General features: G+C 43.1%; 20 protein-coding genes. 10 read left to right on the top strand and 10 right to left on the bottom strand.

The features are described from left to right. Window positions 1-167: 167 nt before the first annotated feature. The 6 genes from MKY54_RS26480 to ascB all read right to left on the bottom strand — a co-directional run bounded on the left by MKY54_RS26480 (window position 168) and on the right by ascB (window position 10,532). The gene (locus tag MKY54_RS26480; protein WP_076280127.1) at window positions 168-2,240 is read right to left on the bottom strand and encodes a penicillin-binding transpeptidase domain-containing protein; all 2,073 of its coding nucleotides are present in this window, start codon (window positions 2,238-2,240) and stop codon (window positions 168-170) included. Between the two features lie 545 nt (window positions 2,241-2,785). Then, a complete protein-coding gene (locus MKY54_RS26485; protein WP_076098846.1) occupies window positions 2,786-4,843 on the bottom strand; it encodes an iron ABC transporter permease in 2,058 nt (685 codons plus the stop codon). 8 nt (window positions 4,844-4,851) lie between these two features. Next, complete coding sequence (locus tag MKY54_RS26490) at window positions 4,852-5,874, bottom strand: iron-siderophore ABC transporter substrate-binding protein (protein ID WP_339188492.1); 1,023 nt, start codon at window positions 5,872-5,874, stop codon at window positions 4,852-4,854. Between the two features lie 149 nt (window positions 5,875-6,023). Beyond that, window positions 6,024-6,863: a PRD domain-containing protein gene (locus MKY54_RS26495; protein ID WP_076144575.1), complete on the bottom strand. Its 840-nt coding sequence runs from the start codon at window positions 6,861-6,863 to the stop codon at window positions 6,024-6,026. A gap of 129 nt (window positions 6,864-6,992) precedes the next feature. Next, window positions 6,993-8,837, bottom strand: a complete 1,845-nt coding sequence (locus tag MKY54_RS26500) for a beta-glucoside-specific PTS transporter subunit IIABC (RefSeq protein WP_076302384.1) — start codon at window positions 8,835-8,837, stop codon at window positions 6,993-6,995. A gap of 282 nt (window positions 8,838-9,119) precedes the next feature. After that, window positions 9,120-10,532 (bottom strand): 6-phospho-beta-glucosidase, encoded by a 1,413-nt coding sequence (gene ascB, locus MKY54_RS26505; protein ID WP_076220000.1) that lies wholly within the window; start codon window positions 10,530-10,532, stop codon window positions 9,120-9,122. A 112-nt stretch (window positions 10,533-10,644) separates the two neighbouring features. Here ascB and MKY54_RS26510 point away from each other — a divergent pair, with 112 nt between their 5' ends. Further along, complete coding sequence (locus MKY54_RS26510) at window positions 10,645-11,613, top strand: LacI family DNA-binding transcriptional regulator (protein WP_339188496.1); 969 nt, start codon at window positions 10,645-10,647, stop codon at window positions 11,611-11,613. A gap of 89 nt (window positions 11,614-11,702) precedes the next feature. Further along, a complete protein-coding gene (locus MKY54_RS26515; RefSeq protein WP_076098816.1) occupies window positions 11,703-12,296 on the top strand; it encodes a YdeI family protein in 594 nt (197 codons plus the stop codon). A gap of 20 nt (window positions 12,297-12,316) precedes the next feature. Here the strand turns inward: MKY54_RS26515 and MKY54_RS26520 are convergent, their stop codons facing one another. Beyond that, the gene (locus MKY54_RS26520; RefSeq protein WP_076302381.1) at window positions 12,317-13,228 is read right to left on the bottom strand and encodes a LysR family transcriptional regulator; all 912 of its coding nucleotides are present in this window, start codon (window positions 13,226-13,228) and stop codon (window positions 12,317-12,319) included. Between the two features lie 134 nt (window positions 13,229-13,362). Here MKY54_RS26520 and MKY54_RS26525 point away from each other — a divergent pair, with 134 nt between their 5' ends. From MKY54_RS26525 to MKY54_RS26555, 7 genes are all read left to right on the top strand, one after another. Next, entirely contained in the window at window positions 13,363-14,976 is a 1,614-nt protein-coding gene (locus MKY54_RS26525) for a carboxylesterase family protein (protein WP_339188498.1), read from the top strand. 44 nt (window positions 14,977-15,020) lie between these two features. After that, window positions 15,021-15,818 (top strand): sulfite exporter TauE/SafE family protein, encoded by a 798-nt coding sequence (locus MKY54_RS26530; RefSeq protein ID WP_076098819.1) that lies wholly within the window; start codon window positions 15,021-15,023, stop codon window positions 15,816-15,818. A gap of 279 nt (window positions 15,819-16,097) precedes the next feature. Next, window positions 16,098-16,595 (top strand): DedA family protein, encoded by a 498-nt coding sequence (locus tag MKY54_RS26535; protein WP_076130315.1) that lies wholly within the window; start codon window positions 16,098-16,100, stop codon window positions 16,593-16,595. A gap of 30 nt (window positions 16,596-16,625) precedes the next feature. Continuing rightward, window positions 16,626-17,189 carry a methyltransferase domain-containing protein gene (locus MKY54_RS26540; protein ID WP_076144587.1) on the top strand — a complete coding sequence of 188 codons (564 nt, stop codon included), beginning with the start codon at window positions 16,626-16,628 and terminating at the stop codon, window positions 17,187-17,189. Window positions 17,190-17,220: 31 nt separating this feature from the next. Beyond that, a complete protein-coding gene (locus MKY54_RS26545) occupies window positions 17,221-17,901 on the top strand; it encodes a response regulator transcription factor (protein ID WP_339188500.1) in 681 nt (226 codons plus the stop codon). Between the two features lie 55 nt (window positions 17,902-17,956). After that, window positions 17,957-18,991 carry a HAMP domain-containing sensor histidine kinase gene (locus MKY54_RS26550; RefSeq protein WP_339188502.1) on the top strand — a complete coding sequence of 345 codons (1,035 nt, stop codon included), beginning with the start codon at window positions 17,957-17,959 and terminating at the stop codon, window positions 18,989-18,991. A gap of 6 nt (window positions 18,992-18,997) precedes the next feature. Next, a complete protein-coding gene (locus MKY54_RS26555; RefSeq protein ID WP_339191296.1) occupies window positions 18,998-19,552 on the top strand; it encodes a methyltransferase domain-containing protein in 555 nt (184 codons plus the stop codon). Between the two features lie 181 nt (window positions 19,553-19,733). Here MKY54_RS26555 and MKY54_RS26560 read toward each other — a convergent pair whose 3' ends face one another. Both MKY54_RS26560 and MKY54_RS26565 read right to left on the bottom strand, forming a co-directional pair. Continuing rightward, window positions 19,734-20,519, bottom strand: a complete 786-nt coding sequence (locus MKY54_RS26560; protein WP_036685514.1) for an RNA methyltransferase — start codon at window positions 20,517-20,519, stop codon at window positions 19,734-19,736. Between the two features lie 41 nt (window positions 20,520-20,560). Further along, complete coding sequence (locus MKY54_RS26565) at window positions 20,561-21,220, bottom strand: TrkA family potassium uptake protein (RefSeq protein WP_036685517.1); 660 nt, start codon at window positions 21,218-21,220, stop codon at window positions 20,561-20,563. A 234-nt stretch (window positions 21,221-21,454) separates the two neighbouring features. Here MKY54_RS26565 and MKY54_RS26570 point away from each other — a divergent pair, with 234 nt between their 5' ends. Further along, complete coding sequence (locus MKY54_RS26570) at window positions 21,455-21,691, top strand: small acid-soluble spore protein SspI (RefSeq protein WP_076130310.1); 237 nt, start codon at window positions 21,455-21,457, stop codon at window positions 21,689-21,691. Window positions 21,692-21,792: 101 nt separating this feature from the next. On the opposite strand, the gene MKY54_RS26575 is transcribed toward MKY54_RS26570, so the two are convergent. Continuing rightward, window positions 21,793-23,391 carry a peptide chain release factor 3 gene (locus MKY54_RS26575; RefSeq protein ID WP_076130309.1) on the bottom strand — a complete coding sequence of 533 codons (1,599 nt, stop codon included), beginning with the start codon at window positions 23,389-23,391 and terminating at the stop codon, window positions 21,793-21,795. Between the last annotated feature and the right edge of the window lie 241 nt (window positions 23,392-23,632).

The raw sequence follows: 23,632 nt of genomic DNA on the forward strand, positions 1-23,632 counted from the left end.
CTGGAATGACGAATACATTTTTTTCCTAACCTTTTGACGCTCCTACTAGGATAAAAGTTTCACGCTTTATGGTTACAATATTTTAATCTGGAACCCGTTCCTTCGATCCGCCACAAACCACTCTGTAAAAAGAAAAAGAAAGCGCAGTGTGCGCTCTCTCCTTTGTGTTATTCGCTGATACTTTTATCCACATTTTTCTTCGGAATTCCATCCAATCCGTACTCCCAATCATAAGCATCAAAAATTTTTCTCGCTACAGGTGCTGCACTGCTAGATCCAAATCCGCCTTCAGGAATAACTACAGCTACAGCAAGTTTTGGATTTTCACGTGGTGCAAAAGCTATAAACACTCCGTTATCACGGTTTATGTTTTTACTATCCGTCTGTTGTGAAGTTCCTGTTTTACGCGCAAAATCATAGGGGAAATCTCCGAAGGCACTTTTAACGTCACTGTTCATCCCTTTCTTTATCTCCCGCCAATAGGATTTATCGAAAGTAGTCACTTCATCAAGCACTTCCCGTTTGAATTCTTTGATAACTTTACCTTTGGAGTCCGTGATCTTGCTTACTAGCTGTGGTTTGATTCGTTGCCCTTCATTGGCTAGTGTAGCCGCATATTGCGCCAACTGAAGAACGGTATAACGTCCCTGCTGCCCAAAAGAAGCATAAACAAGTGCCGACTGAACTGAACCCGCTTTAGCTTCAGCTTTATAATTCAGATCACCCAAGTATTCCCTTGGTAAACCTATCCCTGTTGGAACACCTAGACCGAATTCTTTCATATATGTGTCCCATACCCCAATGCCCTTAGACTTGTATTTGTCATACAATTTTTTCCCGATCATATCAACCATATATACGTTTGAAGATTTTTCAATGGCTGTATAAGGATACAAAGAGCCGTATACATGATTGGATGAGTTCCTTACATTAGTCTCATGTCCTTCTCTACCAAATGAGGTGATCCCTTTATCTTGATAGGTAGAAGAAGTACTTATAAAGCCCTCTTTTAAGCCAATTAACACACTCAATGGTTTTATGGTCGAACCGAGCAGCACAGTAGATTCAAAATTATGCCCTGATCTTCCCGATGAGTATGGAGTTATTGTTCCATTTTGGTAATGCTTTTCAATTTTTTTATACACCTCTGGAGAGATCGAACCCGTAGCCCAGCTGTTGGTATCATAGTCAGGCATACTTGCCATAGCAATAACATTACCTGTATCCACTTCCATGGCTACAGCGTAACCTGTTAGAGCATCAGGATGTGTTTCTCCCTGAACGGTGTGTGAATGCAACCACTGAATCTGATCTTTAATGGCTTCTTCGGTCTTCAGCTGAATTTTTTTATTAAGGGTCGTCCAGATAGTGCTTCCTTTGACCGGGGGTTCAATACTCACAATTTTTTCTGCCATATTCTGCGGATCTACAGAAACTTCCTTATAACCATTCTGTCCCCGAAGCTCCTTCTGGTATTGCAGCTCCAAGCCATCAAAGCCTACTAGCTCATCCTCTTTATAGTTAAGTCCAGGGTGCTGATTATTTTTCATCGCCTGAAGTACATCCTTATAAAGATCTAAACTAGTAGAGGATTTGAAAAATTTCACGTAGCCAACAGCTTGTACAGCCACCGTATCGGTATCATAATGCCTGCTGCTTTCCTCTATCACTTCAAGGTTTGGATATTCGTTTTTGTGTTCTAAAAAATAAGCGATTTCTTTCTTAGTTAAACCTGATTTAATTCTTCTCGCTACATAACCAGAGAGTTTTTTTGAATATAAATCCATAGACTCAAGGATCTCTTCTGTGGTTAGTTTTTTCTCATTAGGATCACCATAAGTTTCGAAGGCTTCTGCTAACTTGCTGGCGAGCGCCTTTGATTTATTATTTGCCTCAGCAGTTAAGGTAACTTTTTTCGTAGTTTTATCTGTTTTTGTTGCGGTATATTCCTTATCCAAAGTAAGGTACAAAGATTGAACGGGCGTTGAGTATGCCAATTTCTCACCATCAGCAGCGAGGATATTCCCTCTCAATGCCGATAATGCCACTATTTTCGTATCCCGATTAGCCTCAGCTTCAGATAACGTAGGTCCTTCGACAAATTGCAAGACCGCAAGGCGTAGGATAATCACACAAAAAATAATAAAAGTGCTAAAGAAAAAAATGTTGATTCTTAATTCGCCAGAGTTGTTAATAGTTTTGCTGTCGTCTTGTACACCTTTTCTGTCGAAGAGCCTCACATAATCCCACTCCTTATTTCCAAAATTCTACAGCATAAGATTAAAGTATAAACTAGCAAATGGAAATATACAAAATTAAGAATAATAGTTAAATAATTGTTCACAAATCGATAATATCCAATTAAAAAAGCAGCTTTCCCCGGTATGGGAGAATCGCTGCTTTTTGTTTATGGGCGTTGGTGGCCTGCACCAATAAATTGTCATCATTCGTTGAGGCCTACGGAATCAGATGACGTTATATGCGCATTTTTAGCCTTTGGAGCTTGGTTTCGGACTCCAATGACGTTATTTCATAGGAAGAAGGGCAAATCGGGTGCTTTTCATGCCAATAGCGACTATGCGGTCCGTTGTCACTTCAAATGCGAAATAAAGCTGCGTTTAAGGTCATCTGTGTCCGATAGCTGTAGCGTAAGGAAGGGGAATTTTAAACAGATGAAACGATGTTTGAGGCGTTCTTGATGGAGCAAGCTCTAATTAATCAGGGGGTGCCCAGCAGCCATTTTACGGCTGATGGGGCACCCCCTGATTTTTTCTTATAACAAAATCTACACTTTTCTAACCTGTGACCGGTACATTAAAAACAAGAAATACGGAGCCCCAATCAGCATAATAATAAGGCCTGAAGGGATTTCTTTCGGCGCCATTATGGTTCTTCCGAGCGTATCGGCAATGACGAGCATCAAGCCGCCAAGTAATCCTGACAAAACAATCGAGCGTCTCGTATGATGACCAATCATCATCCGCACCGCATGCGGCGCCATGAGTCCGAGAAAGCCAATTGTTCCCACACTTGCAACGGCTCCCGCTGCAAGCAAAACGCCGATAATCATAGCCCAAAGCCGCGTTCCTCGAACCGGCAAGCCCAATCCTGTTGAACTCTCGTCACCAAATGCCAACAAATCGCATTTTCGGCCCAAATAGTATGCAATCGGAACAAGTACAAGCAGGAATGCAAATAGGATGTAAAATTGATTCCAGCTTCGTCCATAAGTCGAACCCGTTAACCAAATTAAGGAGCTACTGCTCCATAAACTTCCTTTGACGATCATGACCTGGATTCCGGCAGAGGCAATAGCAGAAACTGCAATTCCAAGCAAGATCAGAACCGATGGATTCAAGGACCTGCGCCAGGCCATAAAAAAGACAAAAGCTGCAGCCAGTGCCCCACCCACGATTGCGGCAAGCGGAACTGCAAATACCGTCAATGCTGGCCAAACGGTCATTACGGCCAAAGCACCAAAGCCAGCCCCTGAGGTCACACCAATAATAGAGGCATCTGCCAGTGGATTTCGAACAGCACTCTGAATCAGTACACCACTGATTGCAAGTGCGATCCCTCCTGCAGCCGCTACGAGTGTACGGGGAAGCCGTAAATTCAGCAGGACGGAATAGGATTGATCCCCCCTATGGAACAGACTGCTCAGCAATTCGCTGATCGGTATTTTTGTTCCCCCAAATGATAAGCTTACCAGGATAATAGCAATCAGCAGCACAGTCATAACTATAGCCGTCGGCACAAAGCGCAGACGCAGTCCCGCCCCACCGATACTCATCGATGATTGGCCAGCGCCTGAGCCCGATATATTTTTCATCTTGGTGAGTACCAGCCAAATGAGCCACGGGGCTCCAATAATCGCCATAACTGCACCAACAGGCATTTCACCCACACTGCTTCGCACTACACGCGCTAGCGTATCCGCTGCCGTGATGAGCAAGGCTCCCCACAACGCGCTTGCAGGAATGAGCAGGCGATGCTTGCGAATTCCACTAAGCCGGACAAGATGGGGAGCCACTAAGCCGACGAAGCCAATCGGTCCGACCACGCTGACTACAACCGCAGCCATTAATACCGATAGGCCAAGCCCCGTCGCCCGAATTAACCCTACTCGCTGTCCAAGTGAACGGGCCGTTGACTCATCGAGCTCCAGCGCATCAAATTGTCTGCCGGCAAATATCGCTGCCAATAGCAGCACTACGACAAAAGGCCAGGCATATATAACACCGTCCCAATCCAACTGGATTAGGGAACCTGAACCCCATAAAAACAGATTTTGTGTTTCTGTTCTTTTAAAAATATGTATGGCCGATGTAAACGCTCCGAGCACCATGGAGACGATCATACCTGACAAAGCCAGCCGAACAGGTGTGGCCGCCTTGCCTCCACTCAATAAATAAGCGGCTAAAGCAGCAAGCAGTCCCCCTGCAACTGCCAACAAAAATGGAAACTCATGCTGCAAAGCAGGAAAAGCTACCATACCAAGCACGACCATAAAGTATGCCCCGGCATTAATCCCAAGTGTATCTGAGGAAGCAAGCGGGTTCTTCGTTATAGTTTGCAATAATGCCCCAGCCACAGCCAGAGCAGCCCCGGCCAGCAGACCAATAACTGTACGTGGCATGCGGATATCCCAGAGCAGATTATGTTCCATTATATCTTGGCGATTCAGCAAGCCATCTATTACAGTAGCTGCAGGGATCTTGGCTTCCCCAAAGCCCAAACTTAAAACGAACAGAATGAAGAGGACGGCAAAGCCGCCCCCAAATATTCCAATGATCCGCCAGTTCATGCCGATAGAGGCTTCTTTGCTACTCTTTTCGTTCATAACCGCACTCATTTCGTTAATGTATTTACAACTTCATCCACGATAACTTTGGAGGAGATCGGACCGCCGAACACCCAAGTAGTACTGCTCAATCCGAAGGTGCGATTCTCTTTCACAAAGTTAAGGCCATTCCAAACGGAATTATCCTTCAGTTCTTTCGTGAAAATATTATCATCCTCTTGGACGATATAGATCAGATTTCTATCCTGAACCGCAGGCAATGCTTCAACTGTAGAGGTGCTGAATCCGTAAACTTCGAAATTTTCAGGTTTCCAGTCGTTTTTCAGACCGATCCGATCCAAAGTTTGTACCGCAAGTGAATTATCTGTAAAAAGACGCATCGTTGCTGCATTCTGGTAGCTGTATGCTTGTGTCAGTACATAGTTCAAGCCTTCTTTGCCTGCATCAGCCAGCTTTGCTTTTGCATCTGCATAATGTGCATCCAAATCAGCAAGAACCTTATCGGCTTCTGCTGTTTTACCTACTGCCGCTGCAATTGTTTTGAAAGTATCTTCCATCAGTGTGTACTGATTACCTTCTCCTTCATTCGGATACAAGCCGAAAATCAATGTTGGAGCGATACTTTTAAGTTGATCATAGATTCCTTCATGCCCACCCGTATTGGCAATAATCAGATCAGGCTTTAATGAAGCAATTGTCTCCAGATCTGGCTCGTCACGGGAACCAACATCAGTCACGTTTGCATCAAGTGGTGCTTCAGAAGTCACATACAGCTTATAGTTTTCGTTATCTGCGTTACCTACTGGCTGCACTCCCAGTGCAATAACATCCTCCGTAAAGGTCCATTCCAATACCACAACTCTTTGCGCAGGTTTGTCCAGCGTAATCTCACCTTTAGAATCCTTTAATACAATAGGACCGCTTGTAGATTCACTGCCCGCGTTTTCAGCAGCTGGTTTATCAGTTGCTCCCGCGTTCGATGTTGAATTGTTCTTTTGGTTAGTACCACAGCCTGATACGACCAATATAATAGCAATAACCATAAATAAACTAATTAACCTTTTGTGCATTTGCTTTATCCCCCTGGATTCAACGTTCGAAGTTGATTCCATGATAACCGTTATCAATCTATTGATAATGATTATCACAGAAAACATATTAGTAATCTTATACGCGATTCTCCCGAAAGTCAAAGTTAAAATTTAATGCTTAACCGTCCCTACTCCATGATCTGGTTTGTAATTCTTTCAATGTGTATGGTCAGATACAGCATTTCATCATTTGTTAACTCCCGATTATATGTTTTATCAATATAGATTTTAATTTTCTCGACGCTTGCGAAAGCTTCCTTATACTGCTGCTTTACCAAAATAAATAAGCCATTCTCATTATCAGGAGGTGGAGTACCGTTGATGAGACGTTGTGCAAAAAATTTCAAATGAGTGATAAAACGGTAATAAGCAAGGGACTCCTCGTCGTACTCTAGCCTGAAATGGCGCTTCACGATATTTAGGATGTCGTTCATGATCTTGGTGATATTCACCATGTTAGGCATCTCTTCATTTAGTTCTGCATTCACCAGATGGAGCGCAATATGTCCGGCCTCATCTTCGGGAAGTCTGACTCCGAGCTTGGAATGTATAATTTGAAGCGCAGCTTTCCCAACCTCATATTCTTCTTTATAGAATTTTTTGATTTCCCAAAGCATGGCGTTTTTAATCTTCATCCCTTTTGAGAATCTCTCCAGCGCAAAACTGATATGATCTGTCAGACTAACATAAATACTGTCATCCAGCATTTTACCGAGCTGCAGTTTGGCGAAGTTAATAATCTCTTCTGAGAGCTCCATGTGCTCGATTGGAATCTCGGAAAGCAGCGTTTTTAGCTTATCTGAAAGTTTTTGATTACTTAAAGTGAATATCTTTTCAATTTTATCTTCTTCTAAAAAGTCTCCACGTTTTTTCTTAAAGGCCAGTCCTCTTCCCATAACTACTAGTTCAAAATTTTGGTCATCTATGACAGTAACAACATTGTTGTTTAACACTTTTTCGATCCGCATATTACAGCTCCTTACCTTTTCATCTTACGAAGCTAGCACTTTTTTATAGTATTCTATAATAAAAAATCGATCTCTAAGTAGCAGTACTAAGAGATCGATTCCATTCATACCTTATGACTCTTCAATAGATCACACTACAACAGTCAGCAAATCTTCGCCCGGTGTAATAACTGTTTTATTGGTACCAATCACATCACTATAATTAGCCGTATTGGTAATAATTATCGGTGTTGTGCATTGATAACCTTCATTTTTTATTTGTTCAAAATCAAACTCAATCAATAGATCACCCTGTTTAACGGTTGCTCCTTCTTGCACCTTCACATCAAAGTATTTACCTTTTAGCTTCACGGTTTCTATACCGATATGAATCAAGACCTCAACACCCTCATCCGATACTACCGCAATACAATGACCTGTTCTGAAAATAGTGGATACAACTCCACTTACCGGTGAATAAAGCTTACCTTCTGTGGGTTCAATTGCAATCCCCTTGCCCATTGCTTCAGAAGCAAAGGCAGCATCATCTACTGAGGTTAACGGGATTACGTTACCAGCCAGAGGGCTTACAACGGTTGAACTTTTAACGGCGTGAGGGAGGATAACCTCGCTTTTTTCAGTATTCGTTTTTTCTTCTACAATATTCACTTTCTTTTTATCTTCATAACCAAATACCATGGTAATTACCATAGCCAATACAATGGTCACACCTGCTATAATCGCTTGAACGACCAGCGGAGAGAATGCGGGAAGACTTAATACGCTCACAAATGCGAAGACTTCCATCTTCACTTTGAAAAGACCACTAAGTGCTCCACCTACACCGCCGGCAATGGTTACATAAATGAAAGTCCGTTTGTAACGAGTCAGCAAACCGTAAATAATAGGTTCTGTTACACCTGAAAGCGCGCCTGGTATAAATGTACTGCCGGCCAATGTTTTCAACTGTTTGTCCTTTGTTTTCAGGAAGATACCCAACGCCACACCCAGCTGCGCGAAGATGGCCATGCCGGCCATTGCATATATCGGATCTCCACCCTTAGCAATGTTCTCAAGAATAATTGGCACAAGTCCCCAGTGCAATCCGAGTACAGTCAAATACGTCCAAGCTATTCCCACAATTGCCCCTGTAACAATACCGCTTTTCGTACTGAGGAACAAAATAGCGTCTCCAATTAAATTCCCTACATTCACGCCAAACGGTCCGAAAGCCAAAATAGTTAACGGAACAATCACAATCAAACATAGCATAGGGACCAAGAACATCTGCAAATCCTTGTGTATAAACTTTCTTAGCTGCTTATCCAATAAAGCGTATATACAGATGGCGATAAAAATCGGAAACACGCTTGATGAATAGTCCGAAATTACTAAAGGAATACCTAAAAAATGTGGAGATTCAACACTTGCTAATCCCGTAATATTAGGTTCAAGTAAAGCCGCACCGATACTACCACCCACATAAGCATTAACACCCAGCCTAATCGATAACGTAATTCCTAAGAAAATGGGTAGAAAATAAAACACAGCATTACTAGCGCCGGCTAATACTTTGTAAGTTTCACTATCCGCACTTAGAACATGTAACGATGCAAGTACGGTTAATAGCGCTTTCAACATACCCGCACCTGCTAAAGCACCAATCAGAGGCGAAAAGCTTCTAGAAATAACATCAAAAATCAGAGTCCCTATAGGTTTCTTTACCTTGTTCTCGCCAGAGTCACTGTTAGGGGATATGGATTTGGCAATTTCTTTATACACATCAGCAACATGGGTACCCACTATAACTTGAAACTGTCCCCCTTTGCTAACTACCCCAATAATCCCTTTCATTTTTTCCAAATTTTCTTTATCAGCTTTTTGCTCATCGTTAAGTGTGAATCTTAGTCGCGTGGCACAATGAATCACATTGTTAATATTTTTCTCCCCACCGACAGATTGGATAATGTCTTTACTTAGCTGTTCATAACTCATTTTTATACACCCCTTTGTAACAGATCAATTAATCACCGATATCAGGGAACACAAAAAAACCTAAATCACATCTATGTACGAGAGAGATTATCCCCGTAATCATAAATGAAACTTAGGTTTTGCCTGCTATGCAGTAGCAATCCTGATATCCGATTAATTTATTATTTACAAATTAACATGTTCAATTAATGATGTCAACAATAAACCAGAGCCTGTATAATATTGGATAACAAAAAAAGACCCTGATAAATCAAGAATAACTTGATTATCAGGACTTTTTTTTTAGAACAGGCTTTGTCCGTTGGATTCAATTACTTCTTTGTACCAGTGGAAGGACTTCTTACGGTATCTCTCCAGTGTACCTGAACCATCATCATGACGATCTACATAAATGAAACCATAACGTTTCTTCAGCTCGGCGCTTGTTGCGCTAACCAAGTCAATGCAGCCCCAGCTTGTGTATCCCATAACTTCTACGCCATCAGCAATAGCTTCCGCTACTTGAACCAAATGATCTTGCAAATAATTGATCCGGTAATCATCGTTTACGATCTTCTCACCGTTCCCGTCTACAACCAGCTGATCGACGGCGCCAAGGCCATTTTCCACGATAAACAGCGGTTTTTGGTATCGGTCATAGAACATATTCATCACATAACGCAAGCCCTGCGGATCGATCTGCCAACCCCATTCGCTCGCTTCCAGATACGGATTCGGTACCCCGCCCAGCAGGTTTCCTTCTCCTCTGATCTGTTTCTCCGGATCAGCCGTTTCACATGTGCTCATATAGTAACTGAACGATATGAAATCCACGGTATGCTTTAGAATTTCCTCGTCCCCTGGCTCGAAATGAATGTGAATTCCATTTTCCTTAAAGAACCGTTTCATATAGCCTGGATAATAACCTCTGCTATGAACATCCGCAAAAAACATATTTTTGTGATCACTTTGCATCGCCTTGATCAAGTCGTCCGGATGCGGAGTGAGCGGATAAATTGGCATGCTCAGCACCATGCAGCCTATTTTGAAATCAGGATTGATCTCATGACCGATTTTTACCGCCAAAGCACTTGCAATGAACTCATGGTGAATGGCCTGATACAGATCCTGCTTACTCAATTTTTCCAATGGAGTATTTATTCCGCCACTCATAAATGGGAACTCTAGGATAGAATTGATCTCATTAAAGGTCAGCCAGTATTTGACCTTGTTCTTGTAACGATTAAAGATCGTTCTCACATAACGCTCGTAAAATTCCACCATCTTACGGTTAACCCATCCATCATACTCTCGTGCCAAATGCAGCGGGGTCTCATAATGGGAGATCGTAACTAGCGGTTCGATGCCGTATTTATGACACTCGTCGAACAGGTCGTCGTAGAACTGCAAGCCCTGTTCATTCGGCTCCAGCTCGTCCCCTTTCGGGAAAATCCGGGACCAGGCAATAGACGTCCGGAATACTTTAAAGCCCATTTCCGCAAACAGCTTAATATCTTCTTTATATCGGTGATAGAAATCGATACCAATCAACTTCATGTTATCGTCGGTAGGAACTTCTGTAGGCGCAGACTTAATGCCATGCGGCATGACATCTTGGGTAGACCAGCCTTTGCCATCATCCTGATATGCCCCTTCAAGCTGGTTAGCGGCTACAGCCCCACCCCATAGGAATCCTTCTGGAAATTGTAAGTTCATATTTCTTCCCGCCTTTGCTATTGTGATAGTATAGGTTTACTGCTCTAATCCGAATCCTAAACCTTGGAACGCGTTACATGTCAAGGATTAATCTTGCAAAGGAGATAAGCCGATGTCCACACTTGACGAAATTGCTAACCTGTCGGGCTTTTCCAAAGCTACGGTATCCCGAGTCCTGAACGATTCTCCCCATGTCAGCAAGGAAACTAGGGAGAAAATTCTCGCCATTATGAAAGAGACGGACTATGTTCCCAATCGGAATGCCATATCTTTATCCAAAGGCCAAACCCAGCAAATCGGCATGATTACCTTAGACCTCAACGAGCTTATTTTGTGCTTCATGAACAGCTTCGTCGAAATTTCCGGCCGTTACGGGTATCAGACGATTATTTATACCACCGGCGGTGATAAACAAAAGGAACTTCAGGCCTTCGAGGATCTCAAACAAAAAAGAGTCGACGCTCTGCTTATTCTGACCGCTGTTAACGATAAAAATGTCATAACTTCCTACTGCAAATACGGCCCGATTGTGTCTTGGCAACGCATGGACCATCCTGAAATACCGTCAGTTGCCATGAACCAATATGATGGATATGCACTCGCTCTAGAGCATTTGATAGAGCGGGGTTATACGCGTATCGCTAATGCTTTTGGCCGCCCAAGCAGCATAAATACCCAGAGTAGACGACTAGCTTATGAGCAAATCATGACCAAATATAATCTTCCCATCGTTGAGAAATGGTATTACTCCACGATTTATGGAATCCGTGACGGAGAGCAATTGGTGCGAACCCTAATTGGACAACCCGATCAGCCGGATGCTATTCTGTGCTCCAATGATTTGGTGGCGGTGGGCGTTCTGAGCGAAGCACGTAGACAGCAGCTGGATGTGCCCCGTGATCTAGCCATCGTTGGTTTTGATAATTCGGAGCTGTCGCAGACGCTCGGAATTACCACTGTTCGGAATCCGATTGCGGGACAGGCGGAGAACGCCTTTCTTCTGCTGGCTCCAACCCTGCTTGGACTGGATATGGAGCTGCAGCCCCTATCGTTCCAACTGATCGAACGGGAGACAACATAGGTTGCCCATTCTCAGAAGATTCCGACTGTACATTCCATAAAAAAACAGTAAAATTGTATTGAAAATTTTGATGAAGATAGGTGTTTTTTATGACAAATAATGTATTGAATCCTAGGGTTGATAAATTCTTAAGTAAAGCGAAACAATGGCGGGAAGAATATGAGCAGTTGAGAACGATCGTGCTTGATTGCGGGCTGACCGAAGATTATAAGTGGATGCATCCATGTTACACATTTGATGATAAAAACATAGTATTAATTCATGGATTTAAAGAATATTGTGCGCTTCTCTTTCACAAAGGTGCCTTGTTACAGGATCCCAATGGGATTCTAATTCAACAAACAGAAAATGTGCAGGCAGCGCGCCAAATTCGGTTTACGAATGTGCAACAAATCGTTGAAATGGAAGCTGTTCTGAAAGCCTACATTCAAAATGCCATAGAAGTTGAAAAAGCGGGTTTGGAAGTCGAATTAAAAAAGAAAGAGGATTACCTCATTCCTGAAGAGCTTCAGACTAAATTCGCTGAACTTCCTGGCTTAAAAACTGCTTTTGAAGCCTTAACGCCTGGACGGCAAAACGCATATATTTATCATTTTTCTCAAGCGAAACAATCCAAAACCCGCGTATCCCGAATTGAAAAATTCATCCCGCAAATCCTTGAGGGTAAGGGATTAAATGATTAGCGTTGCTGACAATGAGTCAATTAAGCCTTAGGGTTAGTTGACTCATTTTTTAATTTCTCTTCTTCTAACTGCTTGTAATAATCCTCAACAAAGGCCTTGAACTTTTTAGCGACATTAGTCATGTACCGGTTGGTATACCATGAGATTTCAATGGTGCGGGTACTTATGGGTTCTTCAATGGGAAGAAGCACAACAGAGGATCCTTGAGAACCCCCCCAAGTTACAGCGGGGATAAAAGAAACCCCTAGTCCCGAACGGACTAGACTGCGTACCATCGAAGGCTCATCGCATTCATAAATGATACGCGGAGCAAATCCGGCGGCGTGACAGAGAGAATCCGTCGTTTCGCGCAGCTGCTTGCCTATTTTCAAACTGATAAAACCGTCTTCCGCGAGTTCATTCAGACGTACACTTTTACGGGTTGCGAGCCTGTGCTCATTAGGAACCGCCAGCAGGATTTCTTCCGTTAATACCGGTGTGGACACTGTTCCTGGAATCTTGAGCGGAGTAGAAGAAATACACAAATCAAAAGCCGGATAACGTGAGATCTCCTGATCCTGCTGCAATAGCTTGAATTGAGCTTCCGGGTACTTCTGACGAAATAATGTGATCATATCCGGAAGCAAATAGGAACCCGCTTGGATAAAAATCACTACAGTTCCTGTCGGTCGCTCAGACAAGTCCAATAGCTCTGTTTTCCCCTCCTCTAACGTTTGTAGGGCTAAATCAACTTTCACAAGAAACCGCTTTCCATATTCATTTAATCGAATGTATTTTCCTGTGCGATCAAACAATTTGACGTTTAATTCGCCCTCAAGATTTTTGATCATTTTACTAATAGCAGGCTGTGAGATTTGGAGTATTTCGGCTGCCAGGGTCATATTCTCAAGCTTTGCAACCGTTTGAAAGTACCGAAGCGAAAGTAAATCCAACGAAACCACCTCTTCTATAACCTTAGAGTTATGTATTTTATATATAATAATATATTTTTCATCATCATAGCAGAACACTATAATAAAGAGAATTAAAAATACATAAGAATCTGCAGGAGAAAGGGGAACTATAAATGAGCACACGAGAACCCATGGAAGAAATTATTACAGTCTCCAGTGGTCAGCTTAAGGGCATACGTCTGCCAGAACTTGGGGCGATCGCATGGTTAGGGATTCCTTATGCGGAACCTCCCATAGATAAGCTCAGATGGAAAGCACCGCGTGAGATAGAACCTTGGACAGGTGTATTGCCTGCATGCCATTTTAATAATAGCAGTGTCCAATTCATTCAAGGGGAACCTGGCGGCAGTGAAGATTGCCTCTTTTTGAATATTTGGCGACCGGATCATGCCGAGGCAGGCTTACCCGTATTCGTCTTCCTCCACGGCGGCGGAAATATTGGGGGTTCGGGACGGGATTTTCAAGGTGGAGAATTGGCGTGTAAGACAAATAGTATAGTGGTTACAGTGAATTACCGTTTAGGAGCAATGGGATTTTTCCGGCATCCCTCACTCCGAACCGGGGACCCCTTGGATGACTCAGGAAATTACGGTCTCCTCGATGTTCTTCATGCGCTAAAGTGGCTGCACAATAACATTGTTTGCTTTGGGGGAAATCCAGGGAACATAACATTAGGGGGCCAGTCTGCAGGTGCAAGAAATGCATTAGCTGCTTACCTTTCACCGCTGGGCAGAGGGCTCTTTCATAAGCTTTTTATTATGAGCGGAGGTTTAACAACGGCTGTTACGGAGCAAAGCGAAGAAAAAGCAGATGACATTTTAACAGAGTTATTAATAAAAACAGGAATGGTCAGCACTCAAGATGAGGCAAGAGAATGGATTTCCACACAATCTGCGGATAAGATTTCCGCCTTCCTATATCGTCAGAATGCCTTTCACTTTGTCGAAATCATTCGTGAGACGGGGCTTCAGATGGCTGCTTTTCCCCATTTGATCGAAGATGGCACGGTCATTCCTATTGGTGGCTTCGACAATCTAAATAACCGCGATCACCCTTCCCTGCCGATCATCCTTGGCAGCACTGCCAGCGAATTCTCCGAGTTCACTTTATGGGATACTCATTTCTTCTCCCTAGTGCAAAAGGAAGAGTTAGCTGGAAATCTGGAAGAAAAGAAGCTCTATGAAGCTGCAGTCCAATATGGGAGCGATCTGTATGCAGAATTTAATGTAGAGCAGACTACAGAGATATTATTAAGTGCGATTCCGGAGATGCCCATCTATGCTTACCGCTTCGCCTGGGGGTTAAGAGACGGAGTGATCGATCCTTATATCCGTTTTCTTATGGGTGCCCCGCATGGTGCAGACATCCCCTTCTATACAGGTGACTTTTCCAGTGTCCAGGAAAGATTTCCTGCGGATGTAATTTCCGAGCATAACGAGCCTGGGCGTAACATGCTCTCTTCCCTAATGAGGGACTATTTACGGCATTTCCTATATACCGGTAATCCTAATGCTGAGGGACAACCTGCTTGGCAACGATACACCCCTAATCCCCGGTCTGCGGAAATTCTCTGGTTAGATGCTAGCCAGGATCAAACTATTGTTCAATCCGTCTGCAAACTTGTAAAAAAAGATATCCTGTCCCAAATGGACAATGATCCCCGTTTAGCAGCAGAACAGCGCAATTGGCTAAAAAACAATTTATTTGCGGGACGTTTTTTCTGGTAAGATAAATGATTGTAAAATTCACGTAGAGGAAGGAACATGCTGTTGTGCTAACTTACTTACTGCTCTTAGTCATCGGGCTAGCAGCTGGCATTTCCGGTTCATTGGTCGGACTTGGCGGCGGGTTCATCGTTGTGCCTGCGTTGGCTTTCCTTTTTCCTGATATGGAGCCTTCACATCTGGCTGGAACATCAATGGCGATGCTGCTTTTCAACTCCATCTCAAGTACTTATGTGTACGCAAAGCAGAAGAGAATCGATTATCAAGCAGCGCTCACCTTCGCCGCCGTTTCGATTCCGGGTTCAGTAATAGGTGCACTCTTTACCAAGCAAATGGGCGGGAGAATGTTTTTCGTAAGCTTCGGTATTTTCTTAATCCTTGTCGCTTTATTGCTCTTGTTCAAGCCGAACAAACCCATCCATTGGCCTTTCAAACCAACCGTGAAGCGAAGCTTTTCCGATAATAGCGGGGCTCATTTCGAATATGCTTATCATATGCCTACCGGCATAATCATCAGTTTTCTCGTTGGCTTTGTAGCAAGCCTATTTGGGATTGGCGGCGGGAGTCTTATGGTTCCGACAATGACCTTACTTCTCGGCTTTGCCCCCCATATCGCTGTTGCAACTTCTATGCTTCAAATTTTCCTGTCAGCTATCGTAAGCACCACAACACATGCCTTTTTATTGAATGTTGAATGGTTTATGGTGTTAGCCCTAGCACCTGGCGCAATTATCGGCGGTCAAATTGGCGCACGCCTGGCAAAACGCCTTCCTGCCAAGCTGCTTTTAAAGCTATTAGCCGTTTTTCTCATCATCGTTTCGCTTCGTTTGATGATGAAAGGGTAGGTCATTATGTAAAAAGTCCTGATGGATCAAGAGTTTCTTGATCCTCAGGACTTTTTTATTGTGACTGTGGGACTAATTCCTTGATATCAACGACATTTCAAATTGCAGGGCAGAAACGGATCCCCTCTTCTATCATAATTTAGCCCCCTATGGATAAGAGACTTGGCCAATCCTATCGAATTTTAAGTCTCTTCAGGATTTCTTTAGAATTCCCCCACCTAATTCCTCAGTTTTTTTAGTTAAGATTTCTGTATTGAAGTAAGCGAAGGAGGTGGCATATTGGCCAGTAATACCGTCTTAGAGCTAATCAATCAGTATGGATATCTGATTTTTTATCTTGCTTTCACGTTAGGCCCTTTTGGAATTCCAATCCCTAATGAAATTACAATCCTCACTGGAGCTACCCTAAGCCACATGGGGATTATCAATTCCTGGATGACTTATTTCTGCATTTTATCAGGGCTATTAACGGCCTTTACGGTTGCCTACTTTGCAGGTAAATTCTTTGGGCAAAAGCTGAAGTGCAAATTTGAAGCTAACAGACATTTTAAAAAAGCAGAGCAGATTCTAAAAAAACGTGGGCGTACAGCTATGTATATCGGCATGTTTATTCCAGTTGTACGTTACATCATTCCCATGTTGATCGGGCTCAGCGGTACAAGCTATAAACGATTTGCCCTTATTTCATATCCCAGTGCTTTAAGTTGGACCTTACTGTTCTTTTTTGTAGGAACGTACTTTGGAGATCACATCCTATCAAAATTAATAAACATCTAAATCAATTCTAAAATTATGGAGGAATTCCGAATGAGCTTCAATGAAAAACTCTTATTTTTAAGAAGTTTTATTCATGATCCAAAACAGGTAGGCAGTGTTACCCCGAGTTCCCGGTTTCTGGCACACAGCATGGTTAACCAAGCCCCTTGGCATGAAGTTAAAGCAGTCGCTGAACTTGGATCAGGTACAGGTGCAATCACCCGTGTAATCAATACTAAGGTAACTAGTACAACGAAAGTGTTACTATTTGAGATGGATAAAACCATGAGGCATAACCTGAAGACAAGCTATCCGGACTTTTCCTGTTATCATAATGCTGCTAGTTTAGTAGAAACAATTAAAAGTTCACATATTCATCAGTTGGATTGTATTTTTAGTGGGCTGCCCTTTTTCAATTTTGAGCCCGAATTAAGAAATACATTGGTTGAACAGATCTACCAATCCCTTAAACCTGAGGGATTATTTATCGCCTTTCAGTATTCACTTCAAATGAAGAAGCAACTCTCCGAATATTTTAATATTGATACAATAAAATATGTGCCATTTAATTTCCCTCCCGCTTTCGTCTACGTCTGTCGTAAAAGGGAAACATAATAAAATAAATATAGAAGAGGGGCAGCGTCCATTGAATACAATTCTTGTTGCAGATGATGATTCTGAAATTCGAGATGTGATTCATGTTTATTTAAGAAATGAAGGTTACCAAGTGCTTGAAGCTGCAGATGGTCAAGAGGCATTGAGTACAATACAAACAACTTCCATTCAATTAGTTATCCTGGATGTCATGATGCCTCAAATGGACGGTATCACAGCCTGTCTCAAAATTAGGGAAATATCAAATATCCCACTTATTATGCTCTCAGCCAAGCAAGAGGACATTGATAAAATCACGGGTCTAACTACCGGGGCAGACGATTACATGATCAAACCGTTTAATCCACTGGAACTACTGGCCCGTGTAAAAGCTCAGTTACGGCGTCAGTCCTTAATTGGAAAGGAAGAATTCAACTCTCTGCTTATAATTAAAAACCTGATCATAGATAAAAATAAACATTCCGTAAAGTTAAATGGAATTGAAGTTTCATTAACTCCACTAGAGTTTGCGATTTTAACCCTGCTTGCAAGCCGGCCTGGGCAAGTTTATAGTTCGGAGCAAATTTACGAGAGTGTATGGAAAGAGCCTTACGGATATTCTGACAATACCGTAATGGTTCATATTCGTAACTTAAGAGAAAAATTAGAGGAAAATCCAAGAGAACCTCTGTATATTAAGACAGTCTGGGGAGTTGGTTACAAAGTTGATTAAAATCATACGAAATCTACAAATAAATAAACGCATTCAATCCAATATCTTAATCAGGATGGTGTTGAGTTTCATAATTACCATTGCGATAAATACCTCACTTAGCATCTTGTTCTTTCATTTTAGAAATGCAACAAAATTGGATTGGGTGTTCAATTTTCTTGCCTACCTTCTTACTCCGATGTTTTTCATTATATTCGTTATTACATTTTTTACATTGACCCGGCGAATCGTCAAAGATTTAATTGTGCTGGAACAAGGACTTCAGATTATATCCGAAGGTAATTTGAGTTATCGGGTAAATGTTGTGCGCCAAGATGAACTAGGACTGGTGGCTTTGAACATCAACCGGATGGCAGAGCGCTTAGAGCAACAGATCATCAAGGAACGCGAAATAGAAAAATCCAAGATGGAGATGATCACGGGGATTTCACACGACTTACGTACCCCTCTTACAAGTATTATCGGGTATATTGAGCTTTTACGTACAGAATCGTACCAAGATAAAAAAGAATACACACGTTTTATTCAAAACACCTATAACAAGGCGCTTCATTTGAAGAAACTCCTCGATGATTTGTTTGAATATACCCGACTTAATTCGGTGGATTCCCGTTTAAATCTGGAGAGAATCGATTTGTCGCAGCTTTTGAATCAATTGTTATTCGAATTCGAACCGATCGCTCAAGAAAACAATGTCCACCTTATAAAAGATATAGATAAGAGTCCAATCATCACCTTAATCGACAGTGAGAAAATAGCCAGAGCCATAGATAATCTACTTATGAACGCCTTAAAATATTCCATCAGCCCGGGAAGCATTAGCATACGAATTACAACCGATCCTGAACACTGTACCATTGAGATTGAAAATAAAGGAACTCCCCTCTCACAGGATCAAGAAAACCGTCTATTTGACCGATTTTATAAGGTTGACCACTCAAGAAAAAGTCAGGGAATTCAAACCGGAGCAGGACTTAGTCTTTCGATAGCTAGGAATATTGCTGAGTTGCACAAGGGTACTTTAACGCTTAAACACACTCATGACGTCTTCACATTCCAACTGAGATTGCCTTTCGGAGAGGATTGCTAATTGATTATGTCTGAATACTTACTTTTCTTACAAGGCTTCCTCAAAGATCCAAAGCGGGTAGGAAATATTCTACCCAGTTCGCAATTATTAGCCAATAAAATAGTCCAGTCTGTACTATGGCATAATGTAAATGCCGTTGCAGAGCTTGGAGCTGGTACAGGTGCTATTACACATCTCATGACATCACAATTAACGAATTCTACAAAAGTGCTTTTGTTTGAGCGGAATAAAAAAATGAGAGAACACTTAAAAGCAATTTATCCGGAATGCATTTTCCATTCCAACGCCAGCTACTTACTCAAGAAATTGAATCAGGAAGGCATCCGTGAGTTAGATTGCATAATTTGCGGATTACCATTTTTTAATTTTTCAACTGAAATGCGTGACAAAATCCTACATCAGATTGTTAAGTCACTTAAACCAGGCGGAATTTTAGTTGCATATCAGCACTCGCTGCACATGAAAAAAAAATGGGCTAAACAACTACTTATTGAGAAAATTGAATTTGTGCCTTACACTTTCCCTCCAACATTCGTATATATTTGTCGTAAAAAAGAATGACAGATGAATACTCGGAAAACAGTAATTTCTAAAGAATGTATAAGTATTGAGAATGGAAATGACCAGCCTAATATGCAGCCAATACTGTTGCAGGATTATAAAAAAGTCCTGATGATCAAGATTATCTTGATCATCAGGACTGGATTTAGTGTGAGAAAACTACGTTACAAACGGTGACAATTTATCCCCGCTGTCTCATGCCCTCAAACAGCAAAATCGTCGCCGCCATTGCGGCATTCAGCGATTCCGCGCGGCCTGCCATCGGGATGATGATACTCTTGTCCACGAGTCGCGCCGTTTCCGGCGAGATGCCTTTGCCTTCGCTGCCGATCAGCAGCCACTGGCTGCCCTGAAAATCGTGCTCATAGCACGATTCTTCTCCCTGCAGCGAAGTACTCACCAGCAGCGCCCCATTTTCCCGGGCCTGTGGCAAAATCTCACTTAACTCTCCCTCCACCACCGGAAGATGGAACATCGAGCCCATCGTGGACCGGATGGTCTTCGGATTATAGAGGTCGGCACAGCCTTGTCCGAGGATCACTCCGTCTGCTCCCGCTGCATCCGCACTGCGGATGATGGTGCCGACATTGCCGGGATCCTGCACGCCGTCCAGCACAACCACAAGGCTATCCTTCTTCGCTAGGATAGCTTCTACAGCCTGCTGTTCCTTCCGCACGATGGCGAACACCGGCTGCGGCGTATTGGTGCTGCTGCATTTTGAGATGATCGCCGCCGAAACGCCAATCACTTCCATTCCCTGAACGGCCTGAAGCAGCCCCTTAAGTTCAGCAGGCATTCCTTTGTCGAGGTCATAAGCTAGGCATTCCACATCTGCTTCAGCCAGCAGTGCTTCTTGAACCAGATGAACGCCCTCTACGATATATTTACGAGCCTTGTCACGATGCTTTTTCTCCTGTAACCCGGCCCACTCTTTAACCCGCGTATTTTGCGGAGACATGATTTCCATAAAGTCTTCCTTTCTTCTGCCTTGCCATTTATTCTTTGTTCCTACTGATACGCCATCTCCAGCTTCGTCAAATTATCCTTATGCCCAACAATAACAAGGATATCGCCATCGATCAGGCGATCCTCTGCACGGGGAGAGATGTTCATTTCTTCACCTTGGCGGATGGCCATTACGTTGCAGCCAAATCTTGCGCGGATGTCGAGCTCCTGTAGATTTTTTCCGAGCATCGGTCCGGATACCTTCATATCCAGAATACTGTAGTCCGGCGACAGCTCAATATAATCCAATATATTAGGCGAAGCAAGATGATGCGCAACCCGCATTCCCATATCCCGTTCAGGATAAATCACCTTGTCCGCACCAATTTTGCTTAATACTTTGCCGTGCAGTTCACCTTTGGCTTTTGCCAGAATTGCAGGCACACCCAGGTCTTTTAGGATAAGTGTTGTCAGGATGCTAGCTTGTATGTCCTCGCCAATGGCTACAACCACCACATCAAAATTGCGAATACCAAGGGCACGCAGCGCCTCCTCATCCGTGGAATCTGCAGATACGGCATGAGTTACAATACTTGAAATTTCCTGTGTTCGCTGCTCGTCAGCATCAATCGCAAGTACATCAAACCCCATGCCGCTGAGCGCCTTAGCAACACTAGATCCGAAACGCCCCATACCGATGACGGCATATTGTTTTTTGGCCATGTCTATGTACCTCCCGTAGCATTCTATATCTCAAACAGTATAGCATAAGCCAAGAAGAAACGTCATTGCCGTCCTTATGGATGACAACCGTTTCTCGTAGGAATATAAGGATGATATATATGTGTCAAACTTATACTATCTTATATTTGGACAAAAACTTGAATTTCCAGCACCTTTGCAGGGCACATTATAACGAGGTCAATATCACTATATTTTCAAAAAAGGAGGTACATTATGCCCGTTACCATTGACTTGCGCCAGGCGATTATTCATAAAGTGCACGGTCAATCTGAAGAGGATTTACGTCATATGATTGAAGGCTCTGTGGATGGTCCGGAGGCAGCACTCCCGGGACTTGGCGCCGTGTTCGAAATGATCTGGAAGGATTTAGATCCCGCTAAGCAAGATAGGTTGGTTACCATGCTACATGATCACCTGGAGACTATTACCCCTGGGGATATCACATCGTAAACTGACCACAACTAGTCAAAAAACCTCCGCTCACCATGGTGTAACTTCACCTATGGAGGCGGAGGTTTTATTATTACATTCAGAAAGTTATAGCGTCCTAATTATAGTAATGCTTTTGGAGCCATTTCCAGGAATTTAGCTGTCGGGTTCTTATCCATCGCTGTCCGCATAGCATATTCGTTCTCGAACAACACGACAAAATTGCCCTTCTTATCCGTCACCAACGTTGAATTGATTCTGAATTTGCTCGCATCCGGCTTAGTATCATCTACGATCCAACGTGCAAACTGGTATGGCATTCTCTGCAACTGAACATCCACACCATATTCACCCTTCATGCGGTACTCAAACACTTCAAACTGCAGTTGTCCAACTACACCAAGCAAAATATCGTCAAAGTTGACCGTGCGGAACACCTGGATCATGCCCTCTTCAGTCAGCTGATCGACACCCTTCTGGAACTGCTTTGATTTCAATGCATTTTTTATACTCACTTTAGCAAAAATCTCTGGTGAGAACGTTGGCAGCTCATCGAATTCCATATCTCCTGCTTGGCTCAAGGTATCACCAATTCTAAAAATACCTGGATCAAACAGACCGATGATATCTCCCGGATAAGCTTCCTCTACGATATCGCGGTCTTGCGCCAAAAATTGCTGTGGTTGCGCCAGCTTGATATCTTTACCGGCACGTACATGCTTCACGCTCATACCCCGTTCGAATTTCCCGGACACAATACGCAGGAAAGCAATCCGGTCACGGTGAGCCGGGTTCATGTTCGCTTGAATTTTGAACACATAACCAGTGAATTTCTCATTCGTTGGTTCTACTACCCCTATAGTACTGCGGCGTGGTTCAGGCTTCGGTGCCAGATCCAAGAAATTATCGAGGAAAGTCTGTACGCCAAAATTGTTGATCGCACTGCCAAAGAACACAGGTGTGAGTTCACCACTTAATACTTTTTCATAGTCAAAAGCATCGCCTGCTACATCCAGCAGCTCCAGATCCTGACACAGTTGATCATGCAGATACTCTCCAGCCATTTCACGAATGATTGGATCACGGTATCCGTCAACCTTTTGAACCTTGATTACGGAGTGATCATCACCTTGGAACAGCTCTACCTGATTTTTCATCCGGTCATATACGCCGCATAGCTCACGACCACTACCGATCGGCCAGTTCATTGGCACAGAACGAATACCAAGAACCTGCTCCAGCTCTTCCATCAGATCAAACGGGCTACGTCCTTCACGGTCCAGCTTGTTAATAAAGGTAAAGATCGGAATGCCCCGTTTAGCACATACCTGAAACAGTTTGGTGGTTTGGGCTTCCACACCTTTTGCCACGTCAATAAGCATGACCGCACTATCCGCTGCAGTTAGGGTACGGTAGGTGTCCTCACTGAAGTCTTGGTGACCCGGTGTATCCAAAATGTTCACGCGATGATTCAAATAATCAAACTGCATCACGGAAGACGTTACAGAAATCCCCCGCTGCTTCTCAATTTCCATCCAGTCACTCGTCGCATGTTTATTCGCTTTACGGGCCTTAACCGTTCCCGCCAGACGGATCGCGCCACCGAATAACAGCAGTTTCTCCGTTAAAGTTGTTTTACCCGCATCCGGGTGGGAAATGATCGCAAAGGTTCTGCGTCTATCCACTTCCTTTTGCAGCTTCTGATCTATTGCTTTGTTCATTACACATATCCCTTCATATATAAAATTCCTGCTTCTGCTTCAATTACACTGGGGTTCATCAAATCGGTGCTCTGCTCATTGTTCATACCCCTTCATTTCTGAATGAATAGCTCTTAGGTCTAGCTCCAGTCCGCTTCAAGTGAAAGCATCCTCTAAAGTATATCAAAATCCGGCAGACATTATCTACTAAAAAGCGCGTGCCGCAAAATATCTCCCAAATGGTCTGGATTATGATCCCCAC

The sequence above is a fragment of the Paenibacillus sp. FSL P2-0121 genome (assembly GCF_037975345.1).
In the GTDB taxonomy this organism is placed as follows: domain Bacteria; phylum Bacillota; class Bacilli; order Paenibacillales; family Paenibacillaceae; genus Paenibacillus_AQ; species Paenibacillus_AQ odorifer.